Below are 19,315 nucleotides of genomic sequence, written 5' to 3'. Positions count from 1 at the left end.
GCTCAGCTTGCGGCGCTCGCCGCGGCGGCGGACTGCTGGTCCAGCATGGTGATGAGGACCCCGAGGACGAAGATCTGCACCGGCAGCGACAGCCCCGGCAGGTCGGCGGTGAGGTCACCACGCCAGACGCTGGTCCGTTTCACCGAGCCGACCCGGCCGCCCCTGGCGTGCAGTTCCTGCTCGTGGCTCCACACCGAGGCCCGCTGGAACTGGTAGGTCTCGCCGTCGGCGTCGACCGTCCACCGCTTCCGGCCGACCCGGTCCGCCGAGGCGACGATCCGGTCGTCCACGTCGACCATGGCGTACCGGTTGCCCAGGAAGTTGCCGCGTACCTGATAGTGCCGGCCATCCAGTTCGAAGCTACCGCCGCTCTTCCAGAAGGCGTTGTCCCAGGTCGTGACCGTCCGGCCGTCGACACTGATCTCGTAGCGGCTGCGCCAGACGCTGACTTTCCGGGCCTCCAACATGCCGTCAGGCTAGCCCGACCACGCAAGACGGCGCGGGCGCGTCGACCTCAGGCGGCCTGCCCGGCGGCGACCGGAACGGCGGTCGTGGCCAGCAGGGCGACCCGACGCTCCCGGCGTGGTCCCGTGACGAGGTGGCCGGCGACCGCGAGGAGGCCGACCCCGCCGACCACCAGCCAGTGCCAGTCGCCGAGGTACTGGAGGCTCACCCCGCCGATCGTCGGGGCGACGAACGCCGCCGCCGGGAAGGTCAGGTAGAAGACCGCCTGGTATCGACCACGCAGGGCAGCCGGGGCCAGTTCGGCGTTGATCTCCGCGTTCGGCGGTGCGGCGAGCATCGAGCCGATCGTCCAGACCAGCGCCGCCAGCAGGTACCCCGGAAGTTGGTCCGCCAGCGCCAGGCTGCCGTACCCGAGTGCGGTCAGCCCGGTGGCCCAGGCCAGCACCCGGTGTTTGCGGCGACCGTCGATCAGCCGGGGCACGAAGAGCTGACCGGCCACGATGAGCGCGCCGCCCAGCGCCACGACCAGGCCGTACGCCGAGGAGCTCAGGCCGTCGGCGCGCATCGCCAGCGGCATCACCGTCGAGGTCTGCGTGGTCAGCACGGCGAGTACGAAGGTCAGCCCGGCGAAGGCCAGGAAGGTGCGGTCGGTGAGCGGGGTCCGCAGCCCGGTCCGGACGGCCGGGGTGGTCCGGACCGTGGCCGGAGCCAGGGTTTCCGGCACCTTCCAGGCGATGATGACGGCGGTGGCGAGGGTGGCCGCCGCGTCGATCAGGAACAGCGCCACATAACTCGCCTCGGCGAGGAGTCCGGCGAGGGCCGAGGCGCCGGCCATGCCGAGGTTGAAGGCCCAGAAGTGCAGGTTGAACGCGCGGGACCGACGGCCCGCCGGCACCACGTCGACGATCGCGGCGACGAACGCCGGCCCCGACATCGAGTGGGCGACACCGACGAGTCCGGCGAGCAGGGCGATGGCGGGCAGGTTCGTGGTGACCGCCATCCCGGCCATCAGCACCGACGCGGCCAGATGCGAGCCGAGGAGGGTCCGCCGCCGGCCCCACCCGTCGGCGAGCACCCCGCCGAGCAGCACCCCGGCCACGCCACCGATCCCGTACGCCCCGACGACCAGGCCGGCGAGCGCGGCACCGACCTGACGTTCGTCGGCGAGGTAGAGCGGCAGGAACAGCATGGCGAAGGCGCCGATCCGGTTGATCAGCAGACCCGTCCAGAGGTACCAGAAGGTCCCAGGTAGCCCGCCGGCGGTGTCGCTCAGCCACGCCCTTGCCGCCCGCACCCGTCCTCCGGTAAGGATTGTTTCCAGTAACCGCCCGGCTAGACCCTAGGAAGTGCGGGGCTGCTGCGCCAGGGTGTCGCTGGTCACCCGGAGTACGGGGGAGGGCCACCGGTGGCCTTCCCCCGCTTGGTACCCGACAGGGGTGGTCGGATCAGTCGATGTCCCGGGGCGGGGCGTCGAGTGGCAGCCGGAAGACGTGTCCGTGCGAGTTGACCGCGCAGCCCTCGTTCGAGACCTCGTCCGACCACTGCACCAATTCGTTGGCGACGACTCCGCTCACGCTGATCCGGACCGGCTGCCACACGCCCGCGCACCCGGCGTTGCCGGCCGGGATGGCGTCGATGTCGCCCTTGACCGCCTCGACCTCGGCGCATGCCTCGGCGGCGTACGGGTGCTCGTTGCCGGGCGCGTCGCAGCGCAACAGCACGACGACCGGCTCGGTCCGTTTGCTGGGGCCAGGTCCCTGGGGTGGGCCGATCACGACGTGCAGCGAGGTGACCGACGGTGTCGCCGACACGGATCCGGACGCCTGCACAGGTCCGTCGGCCAGCGCGGACCCGGCGGACACCGTCGGTGCGGCGATCCCCACGACGAGCGCGCCAAGGACGGCGGCGAGCCTTCTCATGTTGCCTCCTTTGATCGACAAAGATCGATGCGAATGTATCGTCGCACAGGTCGGCGCGCGGCGGCCCGGCCGTCGCCGCAGCGGGCTGACCGACCGGCGTGGCATCGACAGCCACAGCCGTACCTGAAGGCTCCGTCCACGTTGCTCGGTCGATGGCCGTGCGCGATCGCGGCAGAATTTCGACGCGGACTGTCAACCGACTCCCACCCCGGTGCCGATAGAAGGGTGACACCGGGTTCCGTACCCGTCCGTTGGCAGTGCCCGAAGGGGGAGAACGATGAGGATCCGTCGACGACCGGTGGCCCGACTGGGCCTGGCCGTGGCCGTCCTGACCGCCGGGCAGCTCACCGCGGGCGGCCCCGGCGCCGCCTCGGCGGCTGGCCAGCCTGCCACCGGCGGGCGGGCGGTGCACGCCGTGGCGGCAGCGCCGGACCGCGCCGCCGAGGCGTCGTCGGCACAACCGGTCCGGACCGTCACCCTGGTCACCGGTGACCGGATCACCGTGTACGGCGCGGACCGGTCCCGGTGGGCGGTCACCCGTGGCCCCGGTCGGGAGCACGTCACCTTCCAGGGCAGCAGAGTCGGCGACCAGCTGCGGGTGGTACCGAGCGACGCGGTCGGCCCGCTCCGCGACGGCCTGCTGGACCGCCGGCTGTTCGACGTCAGCACACTGCTCGACAGCGGGTACGACGACCGGCGCGCCGACCTGCCGTTGATCGTGACGTACGCCGACGACGCCGCCGCCCGGACCGTCCGGACCGCCGCGCCGGCCGGGGTACGGGTGCTGCGGTCCCTGCCCGGCCCGGCCACCTTCGCGGTACGTGCCGAACGGCGCGACGCCGGAGGATTCTGGCGGAGTCTGGGCGTCACCGCCGGTGGCTTCGCCCCGGCCAGCGGGGTCCGGAAGGTGTGGCTGGACGGGCTCCGTAAACCCGTACTGGCCACCAGCGTGCCGCAGATCGGCGCCCCGGCGGCGTGGCAGGCCGGTTACACCGGGGCGGGGGTGACGGTGGCCGTGCTGGACACCGGGATCGACGGGAAGCATCCGGACCTGGCCGGTCGGGTCGTCGCGGCCGAGAACTTCACCGAGGGCGTCGAGGACGACCGTGACCTGGTGGGACACGGCACCCACGTGGCGTCCACGGTGGCCGGCAACGGAGCCGCCTCCGGCGGGCGCAACCGGGGAGTCGCCCCGGACGCCACCCTGGTCAACGGCAAGGTCTGCGTGGACGGTGGCTGCATGGACTCCTGGATCCTGGCCGGGATGCAGTGGGCCGTCACCGAGCGGCAGGCGAAGGTCGTCAACCTCAGCCTCGGTGGCCTGGACGGCCCGGAGACCGACCCGTTGGAGCAGGCGGTCACCGAGCTGAGTGCCCGGTACGGCACCCTCTTCGTGGTGGCCGCCGGCAACTTCGGCGCCGACGCGTCGGTCGGCTCGCCGGCCAGTGCCCCGGCCGCGCTGGCCGTCGGTGCCGTCGACCGGTCCGACGCGCTCGCCGACTTCTCCAGCCGGGGACCGGCGATCGGGACCGCCGCGGTGAAACCCGACCTGACCGCGCCGGGGGTGGACATCACCGCGGCACGTGGTGCGGACGGCCGATTCGGCAGCCCCGGCGAGCCGTACGCCACCATCTCGGGCACCTCCATGGCGACCCCGCACGTGGCCGGCGCGGCGGCGCTGCTGGCGCAGCAGCACCCGGACTGGTCGGGCGAGCAGCTCAAGCGCACGCTGATGGCCGCCGCGCGCCGGTCGACCGGTACCGGGGTCTTCGGGCAGGGCGCCGGCCGGGTGGACCTGGGCCGGGCGATGACGCAGTCGGTGACGACGACTCCGGCCAGCGTGTCGTTCGGGCTGCACCAGTGGCCGCACGGCGACGACGAGCCGGTCGTCAGGACCGTCACCTACCACAACGGCGGCAGCCAGCCGGTGCAGCTGGCGTTGGCGGTGCAGGCCGACGGACCGGCCGGTACGCCGGCCCCGGCGGGGATGTTCACCCTGGGCGCCAGCCGGCTCACCGTACCGGCCGGTGGGACCGCGCAGACCACGGTGACCGCGGACGTCCGGCCGGGTACCCAGGACGGCAACTATGCCGGATATCTGCTGGCGAGCGCGGGAGACCTGGTGGTGAACACCCCGGTTTCGGTCGGCCGGGAGATCGAGAGCTACGACCTGACGCTGGTACACACCGGCCGGGACGGCGCGCCGGCCACCGACGTCCAGCCGGGGGTGCTTCGGATCGACGGCGAGACGACCGAGATTCCGGTACCCGCCAACGGCCGGATGCGGCTGCCCCGGGGCAGCTACCTGGTCTACACCTGGATCTACGGTCCGGACGGCGATCTGACCCACCTGGTGTGGCCCCGGCTGGAACTGACCGGGAACCAGACCGTCAACCTGGATGCCCGGCTGGGCAGACCGCTCCAGGTGACAGTGCCCGATCCGACGGCCGGCCAGATCCTGGCCGAGCTGATCTCGACCATCCCGACCGACGACAAACTCGGCGCCGCCACGCTGACTTTCGGCGAGTCGTTCGACCGGACCTACAGCGCGCAGCTCGGCCCGGCTGACCTGCGGGACGGCGTCTGGGCAAAGATCGGCAGCCAGTGGGCCCGGGGCGGCGTCGACGGGATGTCGGACAGCCCGTACGGCTACCGCCTGGCCTGGTACGAGCGGGGACGGCTGCCCACCGGGTTCATCCGGAACGTACGCCCCGAGGACCTGGCCGCCGTGCGGCACTCGTACGCCAGCTCCACGCCGGGGATGCGTGGCCGGTTCGCCGCGATCGCGGCGGCCGACGATCTGCCCGGCGGCGGATTCCTCACCGACATCGGCTTCGCGCCGCCCACCACCCGGACCGAGTACTACTCCGCCGACACCGGACTGACCTGGCAGAACGATTTCCTCGAGTACAGCGCGGACCAGGGAGACATGTTGACTTCACTGTGGGGGGTGAGTCGCTACCGGGCGGGCGTCACCTACCGGGAGAGCTGGAACCGGGGAGTGCTCGGCCCGGCCTTCTTCGGCCTCGACATCCCCGACGGCGAACCGAAGGAGGTGGCCCGGGTCGGTGACACCATCCACACCTTCCTGTCGCTCTACTCGGACGCGGTGGACCGGTTCGGGCTCGGCCAGAACGCGGACTACACCAGCACGCTGCACCGGAACGGGGCACTGATCGGCACGGCGGACGGTTGGGAGAGCAGCTTCGAGGTCCCGACCGCCGAGGCGGGCTACCGGCTCCGGTACGAGGCCCAGCGGGCCGCACCAGCCACCCTGGCCACCCGGACCTCCGTCGAATGGACCTTCCGGTCCCGTGGCAACGGTGCTGCCAACACCCCACTGCCGGTGTCGGTGGTGCGGTTCGAGCCACGGCTGGACGAGGTCAACGGGGCACCCGCCGGGGCGACGGTCCGGTTTCCGGTGACGGTGTTCCGGCAGCCCGGCTCAGCGGCCGGTACGGTCCGGACGCTCGGCGTCGACGTGTCGTACGACGATGGGCAGACCTGGCAGCGGGCGGAGCTGGGGCGCTCCGGCGACGGCGGCACGCTCACCCTGCGCCATCCGGCGTCCGGCGGGTACGTCTCGCTGCGGGCCAGGGCGACCGACAGCGCCGGCAACACCACGGACCAGACGATCATCCGGGCGTACCGGTTGGTGAAGGGCTGAGGCAGGGCCGACGTGACCGGATCGGCCGGCGGCCTGCCGGCCGATCCGGCACGTCGGCCCGGGGTGTGGGGGCGGACCGCTGGTCGATGACTCGACTAGGGTGGGGATCCCCTTCGGAAGGAGCGCGATGCTCGTCGTACGGCGGCGTGCGGCCGGCGTGGCCATGGTGTTGGCGATGCTGCCGCTGAGCCTGACCGGTTGCGGCCTGCTCGAGGTGTTCGGGCAGGATCCGGACGTCACCCCCACCCCGGTCGACGATGGTCCAGACCGGGCTCGGGAGCGGGTGCAGACGTATCTCGACGCGATGAAGGCCAAGAGCGTCGCGGACGGCCGCGAGCAGCTCTGCGCACCCTTGCAGGAGGCCTTCGACCAGGCGGCCACCGGCCCGAACGGTGACTTCGCGAAGCACTTCTCGGTCTCCGCGGCAACCATCACCGACGTCCGGGCAGAGGGCGCCGACCAGGAGGTCAGCACCTCGATCACGGTCAAGGTCGGCACCCGGTCCACCCCGACGAAGATCCTCTTCACGGTGGCCCGCGCGGGCGGCCAGTGGTGCATCGCCAAGGAGGCGCCCGGCGGCAACACCCCGCCGTCCCCGTCCGGTGAGCCGACTCCGGCGGCCGGAGCCTGACCGGAGCAAGGGCCGGAGTGGTCAGGATCACCGGCCGGAGCGGACTCCCACCAAGCGGACGGGCGCCCCTCGCACCCGGGCGGGCCGGAGCGTCGCCGTAGGCTTCTGTCCATGCGCCATGAGTGGCATCAGTTGAGCTACCCCGCGGTGGGCAGTCCCGCGTTGCAGACCAGCCGTCCGACCGAGGATTCCGCCGAGGACGAGGCTCTCGGACTGGACCGGTGGCGGGACCTGCCGCGGGCCCAGACGCCGCCCTGGCCCGACTCCAGCCAGGTCGACGGGGTGTGCAAGATCCTCCAGAGCGTGCCCTCGGTCGTCGCGCCCTACGAGGTCGACGAGCTCCGGGCGCGGCTGGCGATGGTCTGCGAGGGGCGGGCCTTCCTGCTCCAGGGCGGCGACTGTGCCGAGACGTTCGTCGACAACACCGAGAGCCACCTGCTGGCCAACGCCCGGACACTGCTCCAGATGGCGGTGGTGCTGACGTACGGGGCGTCGCTTCCGGTGGTCAAGGTGGCCCGGGTGGCCGGGCAGTACACCAAGCCGCGCTCGCTGCCGACCGACGCGCGGGGGCTGCCGGCGTACCGGGGCGACATGATCAACTCGCTGGAGCCGGTGGCGGAGGCGCGGATCGCCGACCCGCAGCGCATGATCCGGGCGTACGCCAACTCGGCCGCCGCGATGAACATGCTCCGGGCGTACCTCGCGGGTGGGCTCGCCGACCTGCACGGGCTGCACGACTGGAACAAGGGCTTCGTCCGGAACTCCCCGGCAGGGGAGCGCTACGAGGCCATCGCCCGGGAGATCGACCGGGCGCTCGCCTTCATCCGGGCCTGCGGGCTGACCGAGGAGGAGGCGCTCCGCACGGTCACCCTCTACTGCTCGCACGAGGCGTTGGCCCTGGAGTACGACCGGGCGCTGACCCGGATCTCCGACGGGCGGGCGTACGGGCTCTCTGGGCACTTCCTCTGGGTCGGTGAGCGCACCCGGCAGCTCGACGGGGCACACCTCGACTTCATCTCCCGGATCGCCAACCCGATCGGGGTCAAACTCGGCCCCACCACCAGCCCCGACGAGGCGATGGAGCTGTGCGAGAAGCTGAACCCGGACAACGTCCCGGGCCGGCTCACCCTGATCAGCCGGATGGGCAACGGTCTGGTCCGCGACGTACTGCCGCCGATCGTGGCGAAGGTCACCGCGTCCGGCGCCAAGGTCGTCTGGCAGTGCGATCCGATGCACGGCAACACGCACGAGTCCTCGAACGGCTACAAGACGCGGCACTTCGACCGGATCGTCGACGAGGTGCTCGGCTACTTCGAGGTGCACCGGAGCCTGGAGACCCATCCGGGCGGCCTGCACGTCGAGTTGACCGGCGAGGACGTCACGGAGTGCCTCGGCGGCGCACAGGCGATCGAGGACGTACACCTGCCGGATCGCTACGAGACGGCCTGTGACCCCCGGCTGAACACCCAGCAGTCGCTGGAACTGGCCTTCCTGGTGGCGGAGATGCTTCGTGGCTGACCTCGACCCGACCCCGACCACCCCGGTCGATCTCCGGTCGGACACCGTCACCCGGCCCACTCCGGGGATGCGCGCCGAGATGGCGGCGGCCGAGGTCGGCGACGACGTGTACGGCGAGGACCCGACCGTCAACGCCCTCGAGGCCGAGGTCGCCGCCCTGTTCGGGCACGAGGCGGCGCTCTTCGCCCCGACCGGGTCGATGGCCAACCAGATCGCGATCCAACTGCTGGTGCCACCGGGCGACGAACTGCTCTGTGACGCCGACGCGCACGTGGTGACGTACGAGGTCGGGGCCGCTGCCGCGTACGGCGGGGTGTCCTCGCGGACCTGGTCGCCGGCCGGCGCGGACGTCGATCCGGAACAGGTCGCCTCGATGATCCGGCCGGACGGCTACCACGCGGTGCCGACCCGGGCGATCGCGGTCGAGCAGACCCACAACCGGGGCGGCGGGGGAGTGCTCCCGCTCGGCACCCTGCGCGAACTGCGCCGGATCGCTGACGAGGCCGGGGTGGCGCTGCACTGCGACGGGGCCCGGATCTGGCACGCACACGTGGCCGACGGGGTGCCGCTGGCCAGCTACGGCGAGCTGTTCGACACCCTGTCGGTGTGCCTGTCCAAGGGGCTCGGTGCGCCGGCCGGCTCGGTGGTGGTCGGCAGCGCGGAGCGGATCGAGCGGGCCCGGGTGATCCGCAAGCGGATGGGCGGCGGAATGCGTCAGGCGGGCGTGCTCGCCGCCGCCGGCCGGTACGCGCTGCGTTCCCACATCGACCGGCTCGCCTTCGACCATGTCCGGGCGGCCCGGCTCGCCGACGCGCTCGCCCCGTTCGGTGTGCTGGCCGGTCCGGTACGCACCAACATCGTGCCGCTCGACCTGACGAAGTGCGGATTCGACGCCCCCGCGCTGGGCGTGGCGGCTCGGGAGCGGGGCGTACTGGTCTCGGTGCTCGGCCCACGCATCGCCCGGCTGGTCACCCACTACGACCTGGACGACGCCGGGGTGGACCGGGCGGTCGAGGTGCTCACGGAGATCTTCCGGCGCTGACCGGGGTGGGCCGGACGGGCGTACTCAGCCACCCGTCCTGCTGAAGTGCTGGTAGTCGGGGGACTTCCAGCCGCCACCCCAGTGCCAGCCGACCGAGGCGAACGCCTCGACCAGTACGCCGTCCGGAACCGCCATGCCGGCCCGCTCGTCGGAGCGGTCCCGGTACGCCGATCCGGCCGGCGGCAGCACCCTGCCGGCAACGAGGTACGGGTTCTCCACCGGGTTGACGTCGATCGCCTGCCCGTACGCGTGGACGGACCATTTCGACGGACCGGTGGAGACCACCTTCCGGCAGTTGAAGCCGGAGGTGTTGTCGGCGGCCATCGATGCGTCGTCGCTGCCGTCGTACCGGTCGACCGGTTCCATCCGACGGATCGGGAACCGTTCACGGTAGAGGGCGGCGAAGATCGTGATCACATCCGCGGTGACCGTCCGGTGCACGATGATCGTCCCGACGTGGGGCTGGCCGTCGAAGCCCCAGTAGCCGAGTCGTACCCGTCGAAGCTGCTCCGGGCCGACCGGACAGCCGGGCCGCCAGCTCCGCGAGACGTCACCGGCGGTGACCGGGGACACATCGTCGACGAACGGCGGTACGGCCGGACCGGTGCTCGGCTGCGGGGCACCGGCCTGGCCGGTCGGCTGCCCCGGTGACGTCGGCGGGCCGGCGGCCCGATCCGGATCGGCCGTGCCGGGCGCGCAGCCCGAGATGGCGAGCGCCGCCAGCAGCGCCGCCAGCACTCCGAAGCGCGACCAGCGTTTCACCGCCGCCACGGTACGCCGCCGCGCGGCCGTCGGTGCAGGTCAGGGGTGCAGGCGCCGGAGCGTGGCGATGTCGTCGGCGTGCCCGAGATGCTTCTCGGTCGGGGTCTCGACGATCACCGGAATGCCCGCCGTCGCCGGATGGGCCAGCAGCTCGGCGAAGGCCGGCTCGCCGATGCTGCCCTTGCCGATCGTCTCGTGCCGGTCCCGGGTCGAGCCGCACGGGTCGCGCGAGTCGTTGGCGTGCACCAGCCAGAGCCGGTCCGCGCCGACCGCCGTGACGAGCGCGTCCAGGGTCTCGGTCATGCCGCCCGGGCGGGCCAGGTCGTGCCCGGCGGCCCAGGCGTGACAGGTGTCGAAGCAGGCGCCGAGCCAGGGATGCCACTGCACCGCGTCGAGGTAGGGCTCCAGGTGTTCGACCCGGGAGGCCAGCGAACGGCCACCTCCGGCGCTCGGCTCGACCAGCAGTTTCGGGCCGCCGCGCGAGGCGGCCGAGTCGAGCAGCGGCAGTAGCGCCTCCCGGACCTGGCGCATCGCCGCCTCGGCGTGCCCGGCGTCGACCGCGCTGCCGGCGTGGAAGACCACCCCGGCCGCGCCGATCGCGGTGCCCCGGTCCAGCGCGTGCGCCAGCGTCGCCACCGACCGCTCCACCGTCGCCGGGGTGGGTGAACCGATGTTCGTCAGCAGCGACGCGTGGATGTAGACCGGCAGGCCGCGTTCGGCGCAGCCGGCCAGGAAGGCGGCGTCCTGGCCCGGGTCACCGGGGGGCAGCGCCCAGCCCCGGGAGTTCCCGACGTAGACCTGCACCGCCTCGGAACCGGCGGCGTCGGCGTACGGCAGGGCCGCCCTGGCCAGCCCGCCGGCGGTCGGCGTGTGCGAGCCGACCGGCCGACGGGGTGCCGGAGTGGGAACCGGATCAGAAGCAGGTGAGGACAATTTGCGTTCCTGGTGGCACCGGGGTGTTCTCGGGCGGGTTCTGGAACCGGACCACCGCGTTCGGGTTGATGTTCACCCCGACGGCGAATCCCTGGCTCTCCAACTGCTGCTTCGCCTGCGGGCACGGCAGGTCGATCACCCGGGGTACGGGGATCTCCGGCGGGCCCTTGCTGACGTCGACCTTGACCTCCGCACCCGTCTCCACCCCGGCGCCGCTCTGCGGGCTCTGGGCGATGACCTGGTCCTTCGGCTTGTCGGAGTCCTTGTACGTCTCGGCCAGCTTGAGACCGAGTTCGCGCAGTGCCGAGCGGGTGTCGTTGATGCTCTTGCCGACCAGGTCGGGAACGCTGATCGGCGCCTTGCCCTTGCTCACCGTGACGGTGATCTTGTCACCCGGCTTGACCACGGCTCCGACCTTCGGGTTGGTCGAGATGACCACACCCTTGGGCAGGTTGTCGTCGTACCGGTCGGGGCCGCGCGCCACGACCAGGTTGGCCTGCTCCAGGTCGAGCTGGGCCGAGTCGAGCGTCTTGCCGGTCACGTCCGGTACCGGGAAACGCTCCGGACCGAGCGAGAGGGTGAGCGTGATCGTGCCGCCCCGGACGATCCGATCGGTCGACGCCGGATCCTGGTCCAGCACCGCGTCCTTGGCGACCGCCTCGCTGTAGCGGGGATCCGCGAACTTGACGACGAAGCCCGCCCGCTCGGCCTGGGTCTGTGCGTCCTTCCCGGCCATGCTGATCAGGGCCGGCGTCTCGGTGTACCGGCCGACCCCGAACCACCAGCCGCCCATCGCGGCGACCAGGCCGATCGCCACCACGACGGCGATGACCGCCACCCGGTTGCTTCCGGCGATGCCGGGCAGCCGGGCGGCCAGTTCGCGGAGCCGCTCGGCGAACCCGGAACTCGGGGCTGCCGCGCGCCGACGGTGCGGTGCCGGCTTCTCCCGCTGCTGTTCCGGCAGCCGCGCCCAGGTCGGCCGCTCGTTCGGGCGTACCGAGGAGACGACCATGGTGGGCTGTTCCACCGCCATCGTCGGGTGCTCCACCGACGGGATCTGCCGCAGGACCGTGGTGTGGGCGTTGGCGGCGGTGCCGAGATCGTCGCGGACCATCTGTACCTGGGTCTGTAGCGCGCCCGCGTCGGTCGGCCGGGCACCCGGGTCGCGCCGGGTCGCCCGGACGACCAGGGTGTCGAGCACCGGCGGCAGGCCGGGGACCAGCGTGGAAGGCGGTGGTACGTCCCGGTCGACGTGCTGCCAGGCGACCTCGACCGCCCGGTCGCCGTCGTACGGGACCCGGCCGGTGAGCATCTCGAAGAGCACGATGCCGGCCGCGTAGACGTCGGTACGGGGATCGGCCCGGCCCTCGGTGACCAGCTCCGGCGCCACGTACGCGACGGTCGCCATCAGCTGGTTGCCGGCCTCGGTCTCCGAACTCGCCTCGACCGCCCGGGCCAGCCCGAAGTCGGCGACCTTCACCACACCGTCGACGAGGTTCGCGGGCCCACCGCTCGGCGCCTCGGCGACCAGGACGTTCTCCGGCTTGACGTCCCGGTGCACCAGGCCGGCCCGGTGCGCGGCGCCGATCGCGGCGAGCATCTGCTCCATGATCGCCAGCGCTTCGCTCGGGTTGAGTCGTCCGCGCTCGGCGAGGATGTCCCGCAGGGTCCGGCCACGCACGTACTCCATGACCAGGTACGGCAACCCACCGTGGATGCCCTGGTCGTAGACGGCCACCACGTTGGGGTGGGTCAACCGGGCGATCGTCTTGGCCTCGTCGGTGAACCGTTCGACGAACCCGGCGAGCTGCATCTGTGCGTCGCGGGCCTGATTAGGGTGAATAATCTTGATTGCGACGGTGCGGTCGAGGCGTTCGTCGACGGCGGTGTAGACAGTCGCCATCCCACCACGGGCCACGCGACCGCGGATGCGGTAGCGCCCGTCGATCAGCGAGTTGAGCAGCGTGTCGGCGACCTGAATGTCCATCGGCAGGCAGTCTATGTCTCCAGAGGGTGGCGGCAGAACAGGATGCCACAGCCGACACCCAACCGAAAACCTCGGCGGGCATTTCGGACGCGCGCCGAGAGCGGAATGACGACGCGCAGACGGGTGGCCGACAGCGGAGCCGAGTCCGGCTCGGATCGGTCCGGGGGCGCTCGGCGGTGCCCGGGACGCCGGTTCGTGGGGAGCCGTTCGTCGACTCAGGCGGCTGCGTGGCAAGGTGTTCGGGTGACTGAATCCGTACCCGCCGACGTGCAGCCGATCGACCCGACCGGCTGGCTGACCCTGCCGGACGTCGCCGAGCGTTTCGAGGTGTCGATCAGCAAGGTGCACCAGATGATCCGGGACCGGGAACTGCTCGCGGTCCGCCGGGACGGGGTCCGACTGGTCCCCGCCGAACTGGTCGCCAACCAGACCGTCCGCAAGCACCTGCCGGGCATCCTGACCCTGCTGCACGACGCCGGGTACGACGACGATGCCGTACTCCGCTGGCTCTACCTGCCCGACGACACGCTGCCGGGCACCCCGGCGGAGGCCCTCGGCGGTGACCGGGCCCGTGAGGTCAAGCGCCGGGCCCAGGCCACGGGGTTCTGACCGGGTCGGCGGGGTGGCCAGATTCGCGTACCTGACGGTGCTCGCGGGGTGCCTCGGCGGCGCGCTGTGGCTGGAGCCGATCCTGCGGGTGAACGTGCTGCGCCGGTGGCGGCGGTTGCTGCTCACCCTGCTGCCGGTGGTGGTGATCTTCGCGCTGTGGGACCTGGCCGCGATCGCCGCCGGACACTGGACGTTCGACCCGGAGCAGACGACCGGGGTGCTGCTCCCCGGTGACCTGCCGCTGGACGAGTTGCTCTTCTTCGTCGTCGTGCCGTTCTGCGCCATCCTCGGCTTCGAGGCGGTACGCGCCGTGCTGCGCTGGCCGGCCGGGGACGAGTCGGCATGACCTACACGGTGGCGGCGCTGCTGGGGGTGGCCGGCGCCGTACTGGTCGACCTGTTCGTGCTGCGTACCCGGCTGGTGCTCCGGCCGGTGTTCTGGGCCACGTACCCGATCATCGTGTTCTTTCAGTTGATCTCCAACGGCATCCTGACCGGTCGGGACATCGTCCGGTACGACCCGGCGGCGATCCTCGGCCCGCGCCTGGTGCACGCCCCGGTCGAGGACCTGCTGTTCGGATTCGCGCTGGTGCTGCTGACCCTCGCGGTCTGGGTTCGGCTCGGTCGGGCCGGCGTGCAGCGCACCCCGGCCGCCGGCGACGGCCCCGGCCGCCCCCGGCTGCACCGCCTGCTGAACCGGCAGGTCAACCGCCGGGACGGGCGTGCCGCCGACCGGCCGTGACCCCGTCGGTCGTCAGCGCGGCTCCGACCGGTCGGCCGGCCGGCGTTCGCCGCCGCCGTCCGTCGCCGGTACGCCACCTGCGGTACGCCACCGCCGGTACGCCAGCACGGTCAGCACGCCGACGAGGACGACGTCGAACAGGGCTCCGGGCAGTTTGGTCGAGACGGCCAGTCCCAGCCCGTCGGGCAGGACCAGGAAGCTGACCAGTACGAGGATGCCGGCGACCCGGTAGGTCCACGGCCCGCCGGGCAGGCCCGCCGCGAGCACGGTGACGGCGGCCAGGGCGTACCAGGGGTAGAAGATCGGGGACAGCACGGCGAGGGCGGCGAAGGCCAGACCTGCGGCCAGCACCAACCGGCGCCGGGCCAGCCGGTCCGGCACCGGCATCGTCCACCAGCCGCGCACCAGCAGTACGACGACCGTCGCGGCGAGCACGGCGAGTCCGAGCAGCCGGGCGACAGTCACCGCGAGGTCGACCGCCTCGGGCCGGCCGGCGAGCCGCAGGACGTACCCGGCCGCCATGCCCAGCCCGGTGGGCAGCGACGTCCACTGCACCAGCCGACCGGTGTCGGAGAGCGCGCCGATCCAGCCCAGGTCGAGCCCGGTGGCCAGGGTCAGTACGCCGAAGGTCAGCGCCCCGCCGCCCAGCGCCCCGCCGGTGAGCAGGACCAGCCGCGGTAACCCCGGACGGCGTACCTCCGGACGGCCCGGACGGCGTACCTGCCGCTGGCCCGGACGGCGTACCTCCCGCTGGCCCGGACGGCGTACCTGCCGCCGGCGCGACCCGGCCGCACCGAGCAGTACGGCGAACGGCAGTGCCACGATCGCGGTGACCTTGGTCGCGATCGCCAGCCCGAGTACCGCCCCGGCGACGGCGACCGGAACCACCCCGCCCCGGGACGGTGCGGCGGCCAGGGTCAGCGCGACGAGGATCAGCCCCAGCATCAACGCGTCGTTGTGCGCACCGGAGACGGCGTGGATCATGATCAGTGGCGAGAGCAGGCCGAGCCAGGTCGCCCGGACCGGATCGACGCCACCGGCCCGGGCCAGCCGGGGAAGGCAGCCGGCGACCAGGGCCACGCCGACCAGTGCCACGGCGCGGAGCAGGGCGACCGCCACCAGCAGTTGGCTGTCGGTGGAGTCCGTTGCCAGCCGGGCGAGCGCCACCACCCCACCGGACAGCGCGATCGCGAGCGGCCCGTACGGGGCCGAGGTGTCCTGCCACAGCGTGGGTACGGCCGCCGACCAGACGCACCCGCCCGGCAGCACGCCGACCGTGTACGGGTTTACGCCGTCGAGCCAGAGCGCACCCTGGCAGGCGTACGCGTACACGTCCCGGCTGCCGGTCGGTGGGGCGAGCAGCAGCGGCACCGCCCAGAGCAGCCCGGTACGCAGCACCCGACCCAGCGGTACCGCCCCGGTTCCGGCGACGGTGCCTTCGCCGATCCGTACGCCGAGCCGCCACCAGGCGCCCGCGAGTGCGGCCAGTCCGACGAGCCAGCCGGCCAGGCCCAGCCAGTAGCCCGCCGAGCCGGGTGGTGCGGTGTCGGGCCACAGGACGGCGTCGGCGTCGCCGGACGGAAGCGCGCCCGCGCCGTACGCGCCCGCCGCCATGACGGTGCTGGCGGCGAGGCCGGCCAACCGGATCCGGGTCAGCCGATCCGGTGCGGGCACGCCTCCGATGGTCGCACGACGTGATCAGCCCCCACTCACGATCGGCCGGCTCAGTCCTTGCGGCGGGTCGCCACCACGGCGAGGTCCACCAGTACCTCCCGCGCCTCGGCCTCCAGTTCGACGCCGACGAGCGCGGTCAGGGCCGTGTCGGTGAGGGTGGCGATCCGCCGCTCGGTGCGGTCCAGTGCCCCGCTGCCGGTGATGACCTCGCGTAGTTCGTCGACGCCGGTCGGATCGAGTCCGGGGTCGCCCAACCGCCGGGTCAGCAACTCCCGGCCGGCCGGGTCGGTCGCCTCGAACGCCGCCGCGACCAGGTAGGTACGCTTCCCCTCCCGCAGGTCGTCACCGGCCGGCTTGCCGGTCTGACCCGGGTCGCCGAACACTCCGAGTACGTCGTCGCGAAGCTGGAACGCCTCGCCCAGCGGCAGCCCGTACCCGGAGAAGGCGGCCCGGACCTCGGCGGACGCGTCGGCGAGCGCGGCGCCGAACAACAGCGGACGTTCGACGGTGTACTTGGCCGACTTGTACCGGGCGACCTTGCTGGCCCGCTCGACGGAGGTGTCCCGGGTCGCCTGGGTGAGTACGTCCAGGTACTGCCCGATCGTGACCTCGGCACGCATCTCATCGAACACCGGCCGGGCCCGGCTGACCACGACCGGGTCGATCCCACTGCCGTGCAGCAGCTCGTCGGACCAGACCAGGCACAGATCGCCGAGCAGGATGGCGCTCGACTCCCCGAAACTGTCCGGCTCGCCCGCCCAGCCGGCCGCCCGATGGTGGGCGGCGAACCGGCGGTGGACCGACGGCTCGCCGCGTCGGGTGTCGGAGCGGTCCATCAGGTCGTCGTGGATCAGCGCACTCGCCTGTACGAACTCCAGCGCGGCCAGGCCGTCGACGATCTCGTTCGAGTCCGCGCCCCCCGCCCCCCGGTACCCCCAGTACGCGAACGCCGGGCGCAGCCGCTTGCCGCCGCCCAGCACGAACGCCTCCAGCGCGTCGGCGACCGGGACGAGCCCGTCGTCGACGCCGCTCATCCAGCCGCGCTGCCGGGCGAGGAACCTGGCCAACGAGGCGTCGACCCGCTGGCGCAGGCCAGCGCGGTCAACCGGCGGGACGGGGGCGGCTTCGGTCACGCCATGACGCTAGTGGATCGACCTTCCGGGTGCGGGCGCGGCTCAGGAGGGCCCCCTGGTCGCCACCGTCGGCGCGGGCTCCGGCAGGTAGCGACGGGCCGAGGCGGCGAGGCTGGCATGGCGGCGGCCGGCCGGCTCGCCCCGGTACGCCGCCAGGCGGCGGCCGGTCACCGCCAGCTCCGCCGCCGCCCGCGCCGACCCGGACCGTACGGCGTCGAGCAGCGCGGCGTCCGCCACCTCGCCGGCCCGCTCCGGCTCGCCCAGGTCGAGATAGGTGCGGGCCAGCCAGGCGCCGTAGATCGCCGAGGTCCTCGGCTCTCCGGTCCGGGCCAGCGCGGCGGTGAGCAGCGGTTCGGCGCGGAGTGGCCGGCGCAGGGCGGCAAGACAGCGGCCGGACATCGCGGCCAACTCGTCCTCGTCGAGCCAGTAGAGCCAGGATGGCTCCCGGGCCGGCTTCCGTCGCCCGGCGGTCCGCTCGGCGGCGGTCAACGCGGCCTCGGCCGACCGACGCCGTCCGCACAGCGCCGCCGCGAGCGCGATCCGGTGCAGCAGCAGCGCGCGTAGCCCGGCCGGGCCGGTGCGCCGGACCCCGAGATATCCGGTACGGGCGAGCAGCAGCCCGCCCCGGGGATCGCCACCGGCGGTGAGCAGATGACCGGCCGATCCCAGTACGTGTGCGCCGAGAGCCCGGTCACCCACGGTGGCGGCGGTGGCCAGGGCCAGTCGGTAGGCGTGCAGCGCACCGGCCGGATCGCCCGCGTCGGCGCTGAGCCAGCCGGCCAGTTGTGCCGCCTCGGCGACCACCGGCAGCGCCCGCCGCCCGGCTCGACCGGTGGCCCGCCGCGCGGTGGCGACGGCGAGCTGACCGATCGCGGACGGCAGCAGATCTTCTCCGCCGACGAGGTCGTCGAGTCGGCGCAGCCGCGCCAGGCCGGCCCCGTCGAGCGGCAGCTCCGGTGTCGGACCCGGGTCCGTCGGCGACCCGACCAGCGGTACGGACCCTCCGGCCATCGGCCCGACCAGTGGTACGGACGCCCCGGCCATCGGCCCGGCGAGCGGCTCAGTCGGCCCGGCCAGCGGCTCCCTCGGATTGGCGAGCGGCTCCGTTGGGTCGGCGAGCCAGGCGTGGGCGGCGGTCAGCAACTCCTGGCGGAGCCGGCCCACCCCGCGCGTCGGGCCGGCACCGAGGTCGTACCCGGTCGACGCCTCGTCCCGCCCGGCCGTCCTGAGCCGGGCCGCCGCGGCGGCGGTGGTCAGGTCGGCGACCGGCACGTCGAGTACGGCCGCGAGCCAGCCGAGCCAGAACTCGCCGGGGACCCGTCGCCGGTGCTCCCATCGGGAGACCTCGTGCCGACTGATGGTCGGTACGCCGGAGGCGGCGCAGAGCTGCTCCGCCACGCGCAGTTGGCTCCAGCCCCGGGCGAGCCGCAGCTCGGTCAGGAGTGTGCCGAGCGACATCGGGGGGATGTCAGATGGATCATGATCGGGTCGGGTCATGGCGGTCCTCTGGCCGGAATTGTCGACGAACCTCCTGCTGACCCCCGCGCACGGCCCCGGAGCCAGCGGTCGGCTCCCATGCGTCGACTATTCCTACCGGCCCGGTACGACGTTCTGCCCACCGCCCGGTGGGACCCGGCACCCGGTCCCGGTCGGATCGCTCGGTTCTCGGTCGATGTTGACGAGTTGTTGTCGATGGGACGACACGAACTCGTCAACATCCAGATGGCTCGTGATGCGGCCGGGGTCGTTCGTCGGCCCCCCCATTGGCCCCGGGGCCAATGGGCTGGCCCCCCGGGCGCTGGCTACTCCCGGTCGGCCCGGTTCACGTTCTGCTCGTTCCGTGGCGGCCGGATCAGTTCCGGCGTCGACCGGTACGCGCCCCCTGAACCCGGCCACCGGTCGACACCGATCTGCGGCCGTCGGCGCCGAGAGACCGACCGCCGAGGAGTGCCGTGAGAAGCGAACTGCCGTTCGACCCCGAGAACCCGCCCGACGAGCCACCGCCGGGGGTGCGGCAGCCGATGGCCTGGCGGCTGGCCGTACGACTGCACCGCGACCACAGCCCGCTTCCCGCCGGGCCGACGCCCGAGATGTCGGGACCGGGCAGCCCGGACGTCTGCCGTACCTGCGGGGACCCCTGGCCCTGCCACGGCCGCCGGATCGCCGTACGGGGCCTGCTCGCCGCCTGCCGGGGCCCGAGGTGACGTCGGCGTGACATCGGAAAGCCGACTTCC

17 protein-coding genes are annotated in these 19,315 nt (G+C 72.9%); 8 read left to right on the top strand and 9 right to left on the bottom strand.

Annotated features, from left to right (window positions below):
* Positions 1 to 2: 2 nt before the first annotated feature.
* From H4W31_RS40025 to H4W31_RS40015, 3 genes are all read right to left on the bottom strand, one after another.
* Positions 3 to 467, bottom strand: a complete 465-nt coding sequence (locus tag H4W31_RS40025) for an LURP-one-related/scramblase family protein (RefSeq protein WP_192771341.1) — start codon at positions 465 to 467, stop codon at positions 3 to 5.
* Between the two features lie 47 nt (positions 468 to 514).
* Entirely contained in the window at positions 515 to 1,759 is a 1,245-nt protein-coding gene (locus H4W31_RS40020; protein ID WP_318783665.1) for an MFS transporter, read from the bottom strand.
* Positions 1,760 to 1,910: 151 nt separating this feature from the next.
* The gene (locus H4W31_RS40015; RefSeq protein WP_192771340.1) at positions 1,911 to 2,384 is read right to left on the bottom strand and encodes an SSI family serine proteinase inhibitor; all 474 of its coding nucleotides are present in this window, start codon (positions 2,382 to 2,384) and stop codon (positions 1,911 to 1,913) included.
* A gap of 277 nt (positions 2,385 to 2,661) precedes the next feature.
* On the opposite strand from H4W31_RS40015, the gene H4W31_RS40010 reads away from it, so the two are divergent.
* The 4 genes from H4W31_RS40010 to H4W31_RS39995 all read left to right on the top strand — a co-directional run bounded on the left by H4W31_RS40010 (position 2,662) and on the right by H4W31_RS39995 (position 9,242).
* A complete protein-coding gene (locus tag H4W31_RS40010) occupies positions 2,662 to 6,051 on the top strand; it encodes a S8 family serine peptidase (protein ID WP_192771339.1) in 3,390 nt (1,129 codons plus the stop codon).
* Between the two features lie 127 nt (positions 6,052 to 6,178).
* Positions 6,179 to 6,682 carry a hypothetical protein gene (locus H4W31_RS40005; RefSeq protein ID WP_192771338.1) on the top strand — a complete coding sequence of 168 codons (504 nt, stop codon included), beginning with the start codon at positions 6,179 to 6,181 and terminating at the stop codon, positions 6,680 to 6,682.
* Positions 6,683 to 6,793: 111 nt separating this feature from the next.
* Positions 6,794 to 8,200 carry a class II 3-deoxy-7-phosphoheptulonate synthase gene (locus H4W31_RS40000; protein WP_192771337.1) on the top strand — a complete coding sequence of 469 codons (1,407 nt, stop codon included), beginning with the start codon at positions 6,794 to 6,796 and terminating at the stop codon, positions 8,198 to 8,200.
* Positions 8,193 to 9,242: a threonine aldolase family protein gene (locus H4W31_RS39995; RefSeq protein WP_318783664.1), complete on the top strand. Its 1,050-nt coding sequence runs from the start codon at positions 8,193 to 8,195 to the stop codon at positions 9,240 to 9,242. The genes H4W31_RS40000 and H4W31_RS39995 overlap by 8 nt, the downstream gene beginning before the upstream one ends.
* A gap of 24 nt (positions 9,243 to 9,266) precedes the next feature.
* On the opposite strand, the gene H4W31_RS44625 is transcribed toward H4W31_RS39995, so the two are convergent.
* The 3 genes from H4W31_RS44625 to pknB are packed head-to-tail and all read right to left on the bottom strand — an operon-like array spanning position 9,267 to position 12,924.
* Complete coding sequence (locus H4W31_RS44625) at positions 9,267 to 10,004, bottom strand: M15 family metallopeptidase (RefSeq protein WP_318783663.1); 738 nt, start codon at positions 10,002 to 10,004, stop codon at positions 9,267 to 9,269.
* Between the two features lie 39 nt (positions 10,005 to 10,043).
* Positions 10,044 to 10,937, bottom strand: a complete 894-nt coding sequence (locus tag H4W31_RS39985; protein WP_192771336.1) for a deoxyribonuclease IV — start codon at positions 10,935 to 10,937, stop codon at positions 10,044 to 10,046.
* Positions 10,918 to 12,924, bottom strand: a complete 2,007-nt coding sequence (gene pknB / locus H4W31_RS39980; protein ID WP_192771335.1) for a Stk1 family PASTA domain-containing Ser/Thr kinase — start codon at positions 12,922 to 12,924, stop codon at positions 10,918 to 10,920. Before pknB ends, H4W31_RS39985 begins: the two co-directional genes overlap by 20 nt.
* 243 nt (positions 12,925 to 13,167) lie before the next feature.
* Between pknB and H4W31_RS39975 the strand changes: the two genes are divergently transcribed.
* Genes H4W31_RS39975 through H4W31_RS39965 form a run of 3 tightly spaced genes read left to right on the top strand, consistent with a single transcriptional unit; the run spans position 13,168 to position 14,274 of the window.
* Positions 13,168 to 13,533: an Rv2175c family DNA-binding protein gene (locus tag H4W31_RS39975; protein WP_192771334.1), complete on the top strand. Its 366-nt coding sequence runs from the start codon at positions 13,168 to 13,170 to the stop codon at positions 13,531 to 13,533.
* A 13-nt stretch (positions 13,534 to 13,546) separates the two neighbouring features.
* On the top strand, positions 13,547 to 13,879 hold the full coding sequence (locus H4W31_RS39970; RefSeq protein WP_192771333.1) for a lycopene cyclase domain-containing protein: 333 nt from the start codon (positions 13,547 to 13,549) through the stop codon (positions 13,877 to 13,879).
* Entirely contained in the window at positions 13,876 to 14,274 is a 399-nt protein-coding gene (locus tag H4W31_RS39965) for a lycopene cyclase domain-containing protein (protein WP_192771332.1), read from the top strand. The genes H4W31_RS39970 and H4W31_RS39965 overlap by 4 nt, the downstream gene beginning before the upstream one ends.
* Positions 14,275 to 14,286: 12 nt before the next feature.
* Here the strand turns inward: H4W31_RS39965 and mptB are convergent, their stop codons facing one another.
* The 3 genes from mptB to H4W31_RS39950 are packed head-to-tail and all read right to left on the bottom strand — an operon-like array spanning position 14,287 to position 18,539.
* Positions 14,287 to 15,948 carry a polyprenol phosphomannose-dependent alpha 1,6 mannosyltransferase MptB gene (mptB, locus tag H4W31_RS39960; protein ID WP_192771331.1) on the bottom strand — a complete coding sequence of 554 codons (1,662 nt, stop codon included), beginning with the start codon at positions 15,946 to 15,948 and terminating at the stop codon, positions 14,287 to 14,289.
* Positions 15,949 to 15,998: 50 nt separating this feature from the next.
* The gene (locus tag H4W31_RS39955; RefSeq protein WP_192771330.1) at positions 15,999 to 17,081 is read right to left on the bottom strand and encodes a polyprenyl synthetase family protein; all 1,083 of its coding nucleotides are present in this window, start codon (positions 17,079 to 17,081) and stop codon (positions 15,999 to 16,001) included.
* Positions 17,082 to 17,123: 42 nt separating this feature from the next.
* Positions 17,124 to 18,539 carry a helix-turn-helix domain-containing protein gene (locus tag H4W31_RS39950; protein ID WP_192771329.1) on the bottom strand — a complete coding sequence of 472 codons (1,416 nt, stop codon included), beginning with the start codon at positions 18,537 to 18,539 and terminating at the stop codon, positions 17,124 to 17,126.
* A 494-nt stretch (positions 18,540 to 19,033) separates the two neighbouring features.
* Here H4W31_RS39950 and H4W31_RS39945 point away from each other — a divergent pair, with 494 nt between their 5' ends.
* Positions 19,034 to 19,285 carry a hypothetical protein gene (locus H4W31_RS39945; RefSeq protein ID WP_192771328.1) on the top strand — a complete coding sequence of 84 codons (252 nt, stop codon included), beginning with the start codon at positions 19,034 to 19,036 and terminating at the stop codon, positions 19,283 to 19,285.
* Positions 19,286 to 19,315: the final 30 nt, after the last annotated feature.

The sequence above is a fragment of the Plantactinospora soyae genome (genome assembly GCF_014874095.1).
Taxonomy (GTDB): Bacteria; Actinomycetota; Actinomycetes; order Mycobacteriales; family Micromonosporaceae; genus Plantactinospora; species Plantactinospora soyae.
Note: the sequence above shows the minus strand (reverse complement) of the source record. Positions and strands in the feature narration are given on the sequence as shown.

Bases quoted from the DNA above. Each gene is read 5' to 3' on its own strand.
- H4W31_RS40015 (WP_192771340.1), bottom strand. From the start codon at position 2,384: ATGAGAAGGCTCGCCGCCGTCCTTGGCGCGCTCGTCGTGGGGATCGCC.
- H4W31_RS40010 (WP_192771339.1), top strand. From the start codon at position 2,662: ATGAGGATCCGTCGACGACCGGTGGCCCGACTGGGCCTGGCCGTGGCC.
- pknB (WP_192771335.1), bottom strand. From the start codon at position 12,924: ATGGACATTCAGGTCGCCGACACGCTGCTCAACTCGCTGATCGACGGG.
- H4W31_RS39950 (WP_192771329.1), bottom strand. From the start codon at position 18,539: ATGTCGCTCGGCACACTCCTGACCGAGCTGCGGCTCGCCCGGGGCTGG.
- H4W31_RS39965 (WP_192771332.1), top strand. From the start codon at position 13,876: ATGACCTACACGGTGGCGGCGCTGCTGGGGGTGGCCGGCGCCGTACTG.
- H4W31_RS40025 (WP_192771341.1), bottom strand. From the start codon at position 467: ATGTTGGAGGCCCGGAAAGTCAGCGTCTGGCGCAGCCGCTACGAGATC.
- H4W31_RS40005 (WP_192771338.1), top strand. From the start codon at position 6,179: ATGCTCGTCGTACGGCGGCGTGCGGCCGGCGTGGCCATGGTGTTGGCG.
- H4W31_RS40000 (WP_192771337.1), top strand. From the start codon at position 6,794: ATGCGCCATGAGTGGCATCAGTTGAGCTACCCCGCGGTGGGCAGTCCC.